This is a genomic window from Rhodococcus sp. C-2 (assembly GCF_027854095.1).
Classification (GTDB): Bacteria; Actinomycetota; Actinomycetes; order Mycobacteriales; family Mycobacteriaceae; genus Rhodococcus_F; species Rhodococcus_F qingshengii.
In genome coordinates this window covers 578,763-590,161 of record NZ_JAQGFI010000001.1, presented here as the reverse complement: position 1 = coordinate 590,161, position 11,399 = coordinate 578,763, and the positions used below count along the sequence as shown (strand labels likewise).

The 11,399-nt window shown below is 61.3% G+C and carries 10 protein-coding genes and 1 tRNA gene; 1 reads left to right on the top strand and 10 read right to left on the bottom strand.

All coding sequences use genetic code 11. From position 1 onward, the window contains the following. The first annotated feature begins 445 nt into the window (after positions 1–445). Positions 446–856 carry a hypothetical protein gene (locus PCS43_RS02635; RefSeq protein ID WP_030535571.1) on the top strand — a complete coding sequence of 137 codons (411 nt, stop codon included), beginning with the start codon at positions 446–448 and terminating at the stop codon, positions 854–856. 87 nt (positions 857–943) lie between these two features. On the opposite strand, the gene PCS43_RS02630 is transcribed toward PCS43_RS02635, so the two are convergent. The 10 genes from PCS43_RS02630 to nuoL all read right to left on the bottom strand — a co-directional run bounded on the left by PCS43_RS02630 (position 944) and on the right by nuoL (position 11,398). After that, positions 944–2,569, bottom strand: a complete 1,626-nt coding sequence (locus tag PCS43_RS02630; RefSeq protein ID WP_007735131.1) for a hypothetical protein — start codon at positions 2,567–2,569, stop codon at positions 944–946. Then, positions 2,566–3,357, bottom strand: coding sequence for an ABC transporter ATP-binding protein (locus tag PCS43_RS02625; protein WP_019748159.1), 792 nt, complete (start codon positions 3,355–3,357; stop codon positions 2,566–2,568). The genes PCS43_RS02630 and PCS43_RS02625 overlap by 4 nt, the downstream gene beginning before the upstream one ends. 120 nt (positions 3,358–3,477) lie before the next feature. Continuing rightward, positions 3,478–3,548 (bottom strand) — tRNA-Cys (locus PCS43_RS02620). 104 nt (positions 3,549–3,652) lie between these two features. Then, positions 3,653–4,279, bottom strand: coding sequence for a class I SAM-dependent methyltransferase (locus PCS43_RS02615; protein WP_007735133.1), 627 nt, complete (start codon positions 4,277–4,279; stop codon positions 3,653–3,655). A 20-nt stretch (positions 4,280–4,299) separates the two neighbouring features. Then, positions 4,300–5,016, bottom strand: a complete 717-nt coding sequence (locus PCS43_RS02610) for a hypothetical protein (RefSeq protein ID WP_007735135.1) — start codon at positions 5,014–5,016, stop codon at positions 4,300–4,302. Beyond that, complete coding sequence (locus PCS43_RS02605) at positions 5,013–5,597, bottom strand: RNA polymerase sigma factor (protein WP_007735137.1); 585 nt, start codon at positions 5,595–5,597, stop codon at positions 5,013–5,015. The genes PCS43_RS02610 and PCS43_RS02605 overlap by 4 nt, the downstream gene beginning before the upstream one ends. A 30-nt stretch (positions 5,598–5,627) precedes the next feature. Further along, positions 5,628–6,311, bottom strand: coding sequence for a lysoplasmalogenase (locus PCS43_RS02600; RefSeq protein ID WP_007735138.1), 684 nt, complete (start codon positions 6,309–6,311; stop codon positions 5,628–5,630). A 4-nt stretch (positions 6,312–6,315) separates the two neighbouring features. Further along, positions 6,316–7,911 (bottom strand): NADH-quinone oxidoreductase subunit NuoN, encoded by a 1,596-nt coding sequence (nuoN, locus tag PCS43_RS02595; protein ID WP_007735139.1) that lies wholly within the window; start codon positions 7,909–7,911, stop codon positions 6,316–6,318. Continuing rightward, positions 7,908–9,512 (bottom strand): NADH-quinone oxidoreductase subunit M, encoded by a 1,605-nt coding sequence (locus PCS43_RS02590; RefSeq protein ID WP_042450689.1) that lies wholly within the window; start codon positions 9,510–9,512, stop codon positions 7,908–7,910. Before PCS43_RS02590 ends, nuoN begins: the two co-directional genes overlap by 4 nt. Next, a complete protein-coding gene (gene nuoL / locus PCS43_RS02585; protein WP_209908382.1) occupies positions 9,506–11,398 on the bottom strand; it encodes an NADH-quinone oxidoreductase subunit L in 1,893 nt (630 codons plus the stop codon). Before nuoL ends, PCS43_RS02590 begins: the two co-directional genes overlap by 7 nt. Position 11,399 lies beyond the last annotated feature (1 nt).

The following is an 11,399-nucleotide window of genomic DNA, read 5'->3' as shown; positions in this document are numbered from 1 at the left end:
GTGGCACTGGATATATCGGGCTGTGAAGTAGACCGTCTCTTTATTTCGTTACGCGTACCGTTATTGTGGAGAAATGTAATGCGATTCAGCGCACAAAGCAAGGGTCGGATGGGGTGGAAATGGTGCCATGTATCGCCAGATCGCAACGGGCAGACTTTTGCTGCTACCGTCGGTTGGTGTCAGGCGATGTGACGATGGGGCTCATTTCTCGATGAGCATGACGCTGGTCACCAAAATGCTTCTCCGAGCAGGGAGTTCATCTGCCGGACACATCCAAGGTCCCCGTTTGAATGCCGGGTTTGTTAGCTTTCTGCCTGTGACGCGACGTCACGGAAAGTTCACGAATCACGGAGGATCATCATGGGTTCTATTTCAACGATCATCGGAATCTTCGAGCTCTACAAGCTTCTCGAGCCGCTGCTGAGCTCGCTGAGCTGATTCAGGTGTGATTTCGCTGTTGAGCCGGGGCGCCGAGGGACTCGGCTCGACAGCGGATCTCGAGGATCCGGCGCGATCAGGACCCGTGGAACGGATGTCGGCACCGGCAGAATTCCATCGCTCCGGTGTAGTGGTCCATCACCAGGATTTCTGCACACCGAGCGGGCTGCGGTGCGAACCTGAGGCAGCGCTCGATCCAGCCGCGCTCCAGCGAAGGGGCGGGGTGCGCGCAGTTCCCGCATCGGCCGGGACGTTCGGCGACACGTACGGAACCGTAGTGCTCCGGGGGCATGCCAAACATCTTGGTGGTGCGATGTTTCCAGGGCAATGGTTCGGCTCGAGCGGAAGCTATGTCACGAAAGCCCGGCGGCGATATGCGAGGACCGAACCCGTTGAGCTGCGCTACCTGGATCCCTGATAATCCGATTGCCCAGACTGAGTTTTTTGGTGCAAGTTGCGGCTACTGCGCTGACGCCCAGAAATTCTCGGACTATCTGGGCAACGATCATGTGGTGGTAACCGCGAACAGAATCCGATCCGGCTCGCGTTGCATACGGGTGATCGCGACGCGGCCCCCGATCCAAGCACCAAGTGCACCAATCGCAACAGCGACAGGGATGGCGAAATAGTTCACCGGGTTCGGTAGCAGCGCCCCGAGTAGAACGCCGGGCGCCGTTGTCGCGGCGAAGATGACGATGGCGAGGATGATCAGTCCGAAGGACGAGCCGTTGAAGGACCCGCGGGTGTTGAAGGAGAACGTCTTCTTCATCTCCGGAACCGGGTAGGGCGCTTTGGCGGATATCGCCACTACCAATCCTGCACCGACTCCCATCATCGAAATGCCGACGGCGATCGGCACGGCCAGTCGGTCGGTCCCGAGGTCCCCGAAGATCCGTACAGCAGCTGTTGCGACGACCACGAAGGGTGTCATCACGATTGCCCACGCGATTTGTCGGCCCCGGACGTCAGCGGCAGCGGCTTCGGGGATCATCACCAGATGCCAGATCGATGCGCCGTCGAATCCGTACAGATTCGATCCGGCTGCCATTGCCAGGTAGATCAGGAACCAGGCACCCCATGCGGCGGAGAAGGGGATCGATGACGAGATCAGCGGTCCGAAGCCGGAGACCAAGGTCATGATGGCAACGGAGAGCAGTTGTGTTCGTCGGCGCATGTCTCCGTGCCAGAGCGAAAGCTCGCGAGAGATGACGGTGCCCAGTCGGGATGCGCGCCAACCGGTTCGAATGTCGCGGCCCTGGTTCTTCAATTGCACGGAAGTGGCGCCCGCTGATTCTGCGACCTTCCCGTTGAAGTAGCGAACGACCAGGCGTTGCCATGACCACAGCAGTGCGAGATCGACCAGCACCAGGGCGAGGACTGCTCCGGCGGCGAGGAGCCAGGCGCCTCCTGCTGCTGCGTCGACACTGGTGATTCCCCACGCGAACGGGATCGAATGCGCGATCGTGAGCGGCCACGTGACGTCGCCGTCCACGACCGTGCCGAGGCGACTCTGCAGCGGAAATTGCAGCAGATACAGTCCGCCGAAGAACGTGCCGAATGCCAACAGTCCCAGTTCGCGGCTGCGACGACTCCGCAGGAGCTGCGACATCGCCAGCATCGCGACCCGTGAGGTGCCGACAATGAGCAGGACCGTTGCGGGCCAAGCGATAATGGCCAATGGCAGTGCGGCAGGGTGGTGTGTAGCGGCATAAATTGGAATCGCTGCTGCAGCCAACGCGGTAATCGGCACGGTCATACCGACCAGCGACGTCGAGAACAGTGCTCTGGCGAGTCGGACGGGTTCCAGGGGGAGTAGTTGGAAATGTCTGGGGTGAAGATTGTCATCTGACAGACCAGACATGATCGGCATCAAGATCCACATCACGGCGATAGCCGAAAGTGCGAGACTGGTTGTGCCGCTGACGAGATCGGGAGAAACACCGTTCTTTCCCGAAGCTCGTAGGCACAGTAGCGCTGCCCCCAGAACCCCGAACAACGCTGCAATGACCTTGATTACAGCTCTTCCACCGGTGAACTGACGTTTGTAGAGGGTCATGCGCATGCGGAGAACAGTGCGCCACACAGAGACCGACGGGTTCCAGCGTGTCGGTGAAAAGCTGGTGGTGGTCATGCGCGCATCCATGACAGTCCGTCGGGATTGGGACTGCGGCTACCGACAAGGCGAACGAATGCCTCGTCGAGAGTGTTGCCTGCGCGCACCTCGTCGACCGTTCCTGAAGCCACGACGCGACCGTCTGCGATGACTCCGATGTGAGTACACAGTTGTTCGACAAGGGCCATCACGTGACTGGAAAGAATGACCGAGCCACCTGAGTGGACGAACGAGAGCAGAATGCTCCGAATTCCGGCCGAAGAAATGGGGTCGACAGCTTCGAACGGCTCATCCAGTACCAGTAAGCGAGGGCCGTGCAACAAGGCCGAGGCCAACCCGATTTTCTTCGTCATGCCCGCTGAATAATCGGCGATGACCGTTCCACCTGCATCGGCGAGATCGAGCGCGGCCAACAGTTCGTCGCGTCGTGACGCGATGACGTCCTCTGGCATACCGCGCAGGCGTCCGAAATAGGTGAGTAGTTCATGGCCGGTGAACTGGGCGGGTAGCGCCAGACCGTCGGGTAGGACGCCGAGCAGACTCTTCGCTGCGACAGGGTCGTTCCACACGTCGTAGCCGTACACCAGGCTGCGACCGTAGTGCGGGCGAAGCAATCCGACAGCCATCGACAGTGTGGTCGTTTTTCCCGCACCATTCGGCCCAACCAGACCGAACAACGAACCTGAGGGCACCGCAAGGGAAAGGTCGTTCACAGCAACTTTCGCGCCGAACGCCATGCAGAGGTGTTCCACTTGCAAAGCCATCGGTCCGGGAGGTAGCTGTCCTGTCTCGGGGAGAGGGTGCATCGATCGAGGGTAACTGTCCGGAGCCATGTGCGCGGAGACGGAGCGGAGCGATGCAGGCTGCGTGCACCGAATGTCATTCCTAGGTGAGGGTTGCGACATGAGTCGCTGGTTCGCAAGGGGAGCGGATGGCAGGAGTCGAACCTGCGTGGACGGTTTTGCAGACCGCTGCCTTGCCGCTCGGCCACACCCGCATTGATCCAATTATGTTCGTAGTGAACAACAGTCGCCACCATTGTGATCAGGGTGAGTTGATCGCCGTGTGACGGATCGCAGGGGGTGCGGGGGAAGTGCCGGGTCAGGCGCGGGAGAACACCGCGACCAGGAATTCGGAATCCTCCTTGAACGGGCGAAGATCCCACGTGGAGAGCAGCAGATCAGCCTCGAGGCCACTCGCGGTCGCGTCGGCGAGAAACTCGGGGAACTCGTAGCCACGGCCGGCACCGAATCCGATGACCACTCGGCCGCTCGGAGCGAGATGACGAGCAAATCCTGACAATACTGCTTGCCTGGTGGACGGCGCGAGAAACGCCACCACGTTGCCTGCCGACACGATGACGTCGAAATCTGCCTCGACACCGCGGGCCGGCAGATCGAGTTCGGCGAGATCGCCGACAAGCCACGCCGGTCCGGGGTGGTCTTCTTCTGCGGCAGCGATGAGAACCGGGTCGACATCGACTCCGACAACCACATGCCCGACGTCGTGCAGATAACCGCCGAGTCGGCCAGGCCCGCACCCTGCATCGAGAACCCGGCCACCGCGTCCGAGCATCGCGTCGATCAAACGTGCTTCCCCGACAATGTCCTTGCCGTCCGCTCTCATGGAACGGAAACGCTCGACATATCGTGTGGAATGCGTCGAGTCGGCTGCAGTGATCTCTTCCCACTGGCTGGGGATGCGCTCGTTCGGGGCGTGTGCAGTCATCTTTCGAGGGTACCGACAGCTCACCGGGTGCCGACGACCGTCCCGTCTGCGGCATATCCGACGAGGGTTGGACGAGGGGACGTGAGCGACAGGGGAATCCATCCGTAGAAGCGGTCTTCGGCAAGAATTGTCGGATAGATCTGGCCGTCTGCGGTGTGAAGTTCGGCTCGGACAGCACCTCCCGCTCCTGCGTCGTAGGTCGCCTCGTGCGGACCGGCCTCGTACCCGGCGCCGCCCCCGAATGAATCTGCGCCGTACAAGTCAATTGATCTGCAGCCGTGTCCGAGGCCGATGAATTTCGACGGACCAACCTTGTCGATGTCGGCTGACGCCTCGAAAACCGGGGCGACGCACCTCCAGCCATTGGCGCCGTGGGCGACAAAGATGCTGAACAAGGTTCCGTCAGGTCCGGGAATGGACCCGACCCGCTCGGCGGTGGACGGATCTATTCCGCCGTTGGTTCCCGGCATCGTCTGCCAACCCGAGTACATGTCGGTGAACGCTTTCGGCATCATCCCCGTGGCAGCGGCGCAGCCCACCACCACTGCTGCGCAGATCGCCGCGACGAGAACGATGGCACCGACGCGACGGCGTGGAGCTTTGGTTGCCCCAATGTTGTTTTCGGTAGCCATGATTCGGGTGCGTGCGGCATCTTGGACGTTCTCGGGCCAGAGTTCGGCGGAAACCGTATCGCTCGGCCGCAGCTTCTCGAGCGTGGTGAGCGGATCTTTGGTCATGGGGTACTCCCGTGTTCGGCGGCAGCGCAAGGTCGGGCGGTGTTCATCGGGATAACGGTGTCGGATTCTGAAGTCAACCCGGCGCGCAATCGACGCCGAGCGCGAAAGAGACGAACATGCATGGCCGGAACCGAACACCCAGCGACCCGCGCGGCTTCGGTGGCGGTCAACCCGTCCCAGGCAGTCAGGAGCAGGGCTTCACGTTCGGTGACGGTGAGTGTTGCCAGTGCTTCGAGCAGTTCCGTGCGTTCGGTGACAGTGACGTCGGCGCCCGGCGTCGATGCCGCAATCTGCTCGATGCGTCCCATCTTCTCGGTGAGCGCGTCAAGGCGCCGAACGCTGCGACGGTTGTTGTTCACGGTGTTACGAGCCACCACCAACAGCCACGGCAGTGCCTGGTCGGGCACTTCGTCCAAGCGTCGCCAGGCAACGAGGAACGTCTCGGAGACAACCTCCTGCGCGCTGTGATGATCAACGTGGCGACAGGTATACGCGAACACCCGACCGGCGTAGGCGTCCCACAGGGCGGTGAACCGCTCTTCGCCGCTCGGCGGTGGCTGTTCCTCGGATTTCGGGGTCATATGAAGAGATGTCCGGCTGGTTGCTGATCCTTACAGCCTCTGAGCTAATGGACGGTTTGGCGTGTTACTCCGGCCGAGAACTCCCACTGTCAGAAGCAACAGAGCGAGGATGTACAGCGTCATGATCCAGATGCCCGCAGCGGCGGGCTGCCACTTGTTCGCCTGGCCGAGCAGGATGAGGGCGTCAGAGGTGAGGAACAGCGCGCCGCCGATACCGGTGATCGAGTTGTACGTCAGTGCGGTTGATGCGGTTCCCACCAGTATTGCGGCGTACACGGGGACGGCAATTCGAAGTTCAGGTTCGAGACCGGTCCAGGTGTACGACACAAGAGCGATCCCAGCGACGGTGTAAGCGCACAGAAACCATGGCCGCCTTCGTATCTCCCGAAGCGCGCCGTGTGAGAGAAAGAATCGGATGAAGCAGAGGTGACCGATCGCGAAGGCTGCCATCCCGATGACAAACGTGGTCTCCCAGATCAGGAACAAATCTCCGAAAGCACAGGCAATCAGTGCCGCAGCAACAATTCGAGGTCCGCGTCGGGCGACAACCCAGGCAGCCAGAATCGGAGCGAGCATGACCTTGGTGATCCCGTCCCAGGGCGCAGCATCAGCGGCATTGAGGATCAGATGGACAATCGCTACCGCTGAAAACACGACGAACCATGGGGCCCGGATGATGCTCGGCAGCCCGGGGTCGAGGTCAGATTCACGCATCGGCTCAGTGTAGGAAGTCCGCTGCACGCTCGGCGAGGTCGAGCGCCGGCTGGGGGAGTATGCCGAGGATGAGCGTGACACCGGCGCCGAGGCCGATCACGCTGCTGGTCAGTGCACTCGGTACCACGACGGTCGGAGCGTCTGCGGCCGATTCGGTGAAGAACATCAACACGATCACTCGCACGTAGAAGTACGCGGCGATCGCGCTGCACAGGACGCCGACGATCACGAGAGGTGCGGCCCCGCCCTCGGCTGCCGCGCTGAACACCGCGAACTTTCCGATGAACCCACTGGTCAACGGGATCCCGGCGAAAGCCAACAGGAACAGTGCAAACACAACTCCGACCAGCGGTGAGCGCCGGCCCAATCCGGCCCAGCGCGAGAGCGTCGCGACCTCACCGTCTGCGTCCCGAACCAGACTCACGACGGCGAACGCGCCCACGGTGCTGAATCCGTAGGCCAGAAGGTAGAACATCGCCGAGGCCAGGCCGGCGTCCGAATCCGCAACCACAGCGGTCAAAATGAATCCGGTGTGCGCGATGGCCGAATACGCGAGCATCCGCTTCATATCGGTTTGCGTCACAGCGACGATCGATCCGACAACCATCGTGAGAATCGCGACCGCCCACATCAGTGGACGCCAGTTCACGTACTCGTTGGGCAGAGCCACATAGAAGACACGAAGGATGGCACCGAATGCGGCGATCTTGGTCGCAGTAGCCATGAAACTGGTGATCGGCGTCGGCGCCCCTTGATAGACATCGGGAATCCACGAATGGAACGGCACGGCACCGACTTTGAACAGTAATCCCACGGCCACGAGTGCTGTCCCGAGCCACAGGAAGGCATCGGTACCCGACCCGCTGCGTGCTGCGTCGGCGATACCGGAGAGCGTGACCGTCCCGGCATAGCCGTACAGCAATGCGATTCCGAAAACGAAGAACGCCGACGAAAATGCCCCGAGCAGAAAGTACTTGAGCGCAGCTTCCTGGGAGAGCATGCGACGTCGGCGTGCCAGACCACACAGGAGATACAGAGGCAGTGAGAACACTTCGAGCGCAACGAACATCGTCAGCAGATCGTTGGACGCGGGAAAGAGGAGCATGCCGCCGACAGCGAAGAGGGTGAGCGGAAAGACCTCGGTCTGGGCGATACCGACCTTGACCGCTTCGTGTTCCGCAACACTTCCGGGGACGCTCGACGCTTGAGGGGTGAAACCGCCGAGCGCGTCGTGTTGCGCGATCACCTCGGCGGTGTTGCCCGAGCCTCGCTCGGCGATCAGCAGTACTGCGGGGATCGACACGAGAAGGATCGTGGCCTGCAGGAAAAGGGTCGGACCGTCGACCGCTACAGAACCCATCATCGCCGTCGACCGCGTGCCGGCGAGCAGAAGCACTGCCACGAATGCGGCCGCCAAGCCTGCGACACCGAGGACGAGTTGCACGGGGTATCGAAAACGCCGGGGTGCAAATGCCTCGATGAGTACGCCCACAACCGCAACACCGAACACGATCAACATTGGCGAGAGCAAGCTGTATTCGACACTGGGTGACGCCGTGCCGGCTGAGCCGAGGATGGTCACGTCGTTGAAGGAACTCATTTGTGGGCACCTCCTTCGTGGTCGGCGACGAGCGGGGTCGGAGCCTCGTCGACGACCGTATGGCTCACTGCAGGAGTGATGACGTCCAAGGCAGGCTTGGGGTAGATGCCGAGAAGCAACAGGAGTGCGATCAGAGGGGCGACCACCACGAGTTCGCGTCGAGCGAGGTCGCGGATCGTTCCCTGCTCTTCCTTCACAGGTCCGCCCATCATGCGCTGGTAGAGCCAGAGTATGTAGATCGCGGACAGGACAAGCGCGGCAGTCGCCGCGATAGCGGCCACGTGGTATCGCGAGTACGTCCCGATCAGCACCAGGAACTCACTGACGAACGGCGCGAGACCCGGCAGCGACAGCGTTGCCAACCCCGCAACGAGGAATGTGCCGGCAAGTACGGGTGCAACTTTCTGGACGCCGCCGTACGCCGCGATCGATCGAGTACCTCGCTGCGAGACGAGGAATCCCGCAATCAAGAACAGAGCCGCAGTGGAGACTCCGTGATTGACCATGTACAGCGCGGAACCCGCCTGGCTCTGGCTGGTCATCGCGAAGATTCCGAGAATGATGAAGCCGAAGTGCGAAATCGACGTGTAGGCGATCAGTCTCATGACGTCTGTTTGCGCGATCGCCAGTATTGCGCCGTAGACGATCCCGATAACGGCGAGCGTGATGATCCACGGTGCAAAGGTCGACGACGACTCCGGGAACAGTTGCAGGCAGTAGCGAATCATCGCGAACGTGCCCACCTTGTCCACGACCGCCATCATCAACACTGCTGTCGACGGAGTCGATTCCACCGCGGAGTCCGGCAACCAACTGTGCAGCGGCCAGAGCGGTGCTTTCACCGCGAACGCGAACATGAATCCGAGGAACAAGGCGTTGAGCACCCCGGGTCCAACACCGAGTTCACCGCTGTTTGCCGCTGAGGCGATCGCCCGGAAGTCGAAAGTGCCGCTGGCGAAGGGACTCTCGTCGCGCGTGGTGACCACATACAGGCCGATGACTGCAGCGAGCATGACCAGGCCGCCGAGGAGGTTGTAGAGCAGAAACTTCACGGCTGCGCGAGATCTGCCCACTCCGCCGAACCCGCCGATGAGGAAATACATCGGTATCAGCATTGCCTCGAAGAAAATGTAGAACAAGAGAATGTCCAAGGCGCTGAACGAAATCATCACCATGGACTCGACAACAAGGATCAGCGCGAAATAGGTGTGCGGCATTCTCTTGGGTGATGCCGGGTCTGCCGGGACGTCGTTCCAGCCCGCGATCAGTAGTAATGGCACCAGCACTGCGGTGAGAAGAACCAGAACGAGTGCGATCCCGTCGAGTCCGAGTGTGTAGCTGGTGCCGAAAGCCGGTATCCAGCTGTGGCTTTCGACAAATTGAAATTGTTCGCCGCCGCGGTCGAACGCAACTCCGAGAACGGCGGCGACCACCAGGACTGCCACGGACACAGCCAATGCGAGAGACTTCGCAAATTGGTACGACCGTGCCGGCAGAGCGAGGACAACACCCGCTCCGATGAGCGGAAGCAACCAGAGCACCGTCAGCGCAGGGAAGCCGGTATTGGTCACAGAGTCGCTCACCGCCGCTTCGATCACCACAGTGTCACCGCCATCATTGTCGCGACCACGAGTGTTGCTCCGACAAACATCACCAGCGCGTACGAGCGAACAAACCCGGTCTGTAGCTTCCGCGTGAGCGCGGACAGCCCGGTGACTACCACCGCAAAGCCGCCCACGACGCCGCCTATTCCCTTGATGTCGACCACTTCCAACGACTTGGTGAGTTGTTGTCCGGGCTTCATGAACACCGTCTCGTTGAAGGCGTCACCGTACAGATCGCGGCGAGCCGCAACGGTCAACGGTGAAACCGGAGTCGGTGCCACAAGTGGAATCTCTCGGGTGGCGTACTCGCGATACGCAATCGCGACGCCGGCGGCGACTGCGAGCAGCGCCAGCGCGGTGATCGACCATGCGGGTATCGGCGGTTCGACGTGATGTGAGCCGACAACCGGTTCGAGCCAGTTCTGCAAGCTGGACCCGATGGTCAGGAGCATCCCGGCGCCGACGGACCCCACCGCCAGGATGATCATCGGAGACGTCATCACCGCCGGAGATTCGTGAGGTTTTTGGTTCTCCCAGCGGGCCTTCCCGAAGAAGGTCATCAGCATCACGCGGCTCATGTAGAAGGCAGTGAGCGCCGCACCCAACAGCGCGACGATGCCCAGCACAACACCCTTGATGCCGCCCTCGCCGATCGCAACCTCGATGATCTTGTCCTTGGAGAAGAACCCGGCAAACGGCGGAACACCGATGATGGCAAGGTATCCGAGCCCGAACGTGACAAAAGTCAGTGGCATGAACGCTCGGAGCCCGCCGTAGCGCCGCATGTCGGTTTCGTCGTTCATCGCGTGCATCACCGAACCCGCGCCGAGGAACAGGCCTGCCTTGAAGAATCCGTGGGTGATCAGATGAAGGATTGCGAAGGCGTATCCAGCTGGTCCGAGACCCGCTGCCAGGACCATGTATCCGATCTGACTCATGGTCGATGCGGCGAGCGCTTTCTTGATGTCGTCCTTCGCGCAGCCGATGATCGCACCGAACAGCAGCGTCACGGCACCGACGATGACAACCACGAGTTGAGCGTCGGGTGCGAGATCGAAGATCGGATTGGAGCGCACGATCAGGTAGACGCCGGCCGTGACCATCGTGGCCGCGTGAATCAGAGCCGAGACGGGGGTGGGGCCCTCCATCGCGTCGCCGAGCCACGACTGCAGTGGCACCTGCGCGGACTTCGCGCATGCAGCGAGGAGGAGCATCAGACCGATCGCCGTCAGGACACCTTCGCTTGCACCAGACGCGTCGGCGAAGACGCTGCTGAACGAGAGCGAGCCGAACGTGCTGAACATCAACATCATCGCGATCATCAATCCGATGTCGCCCACCCGATTGACGACAAAAGCCTTCTTGGCAGCGGTCGCCGCCGACGGCTTGTGTTGCCAGAAACCGATCAGCAGGTACGACGCCAAACCGACGCCTTCCCAGCCGACGTAGAGCCCGAGGAAGTTGTCGGCGAGCACGAGGAGCAGCATCGCAGCGAGGAAGAGATTGAGGTAGGCGAAGAACTTACGACGCTCGGGGTCGTGCGCCATGTAGCCGACCGAGTAGATGTGGATCAGCGAACCTACACCGGTGATGAGCAGGACGAAACACATCGACAGTTGATCAAGCTGCAGTCCGAACTCGACCTGAAGACTGTCGACCGGGACCCAACTGAACAGGTGCTCGGTGACGGTGCGGTCGGCGGTGTCGCGGCCGAGCATGGCGATGAAAAACACCACTGCGACGACAAACGACGCGAGTGCCATGACGCAGGCGAACAGGTGGCCCCACGCGTTCGTGCGACGACCCGCCAGCAACAGGACAGCGGCGCCGCACAGGGGCAGGGCGGGGAGCAACCAGATGGCGGACGTGATTCCTCCTGACATG

What these genes read in the sequence shown, in the direction of transcription:
- PCS43_RS02615 (WP_007735133.1), bottom strand. Translation starts at nt 4,279, where the DNA reads ATGACTGCACACGCCCCGAACGAGCGCATCCCCAGCCAGTGGGAAGAG.
- PCS43_RS02610 (WP_007735135.1), bottom strand. Translation starts at nt 5,016, where the DNA reads ATGACCAAAGATCCGCTCACCACGCTCGAGAAGCTGCGGCCGAGCGAT.
- PCS43_RS02600 (WP_007735138.1), bottom strand. Translation starts at nt 6,311, where the DNA reads ATGCGTGAATCTGACCTCGACCCCGGGCTGCCGAGCATCATCCGGGCC.
- PCS43_RS02605 (WP_007735137.1), bottom strand. Translation starts at nt 5,597, where the DNA reads ATGACCCCGAAATCCGAGGAACAGCCACCGCCGAGCGGCGAAGAGCGG.
- PCS43_RS02625 (WP_019748159.1), bottom strand. Translation starts at nt 3,357, where the DNA reads ATGCACCCTCTCCCCGAGACAGGACAGCTACCTCCCGGACCGATGGCT.
- nuoN (WP_007735139.1), bottom strand. Translation starts at nt 7,911, where the DNA reads ATGAGTTCCTTCAACGACGTGACCATCCTCGGCTCAGCCGGCACGGCG.
- PCS43_RS02630 (WP_007735131.1), bottom strand. Translation starts at nt 2,569, where the DNA reads ATGACCACCACCAGCTTTTCACCGACACGCTGGAACCCGTCGGTCTCT.
- nuoL (WP_209908382.1), bottom strand. Translation starts at nt 11,398, where the DNA reads ATGTCAGGAGGAATCACGTCCGCCATCTGGTTGCTCCCCGCCCTGCCC.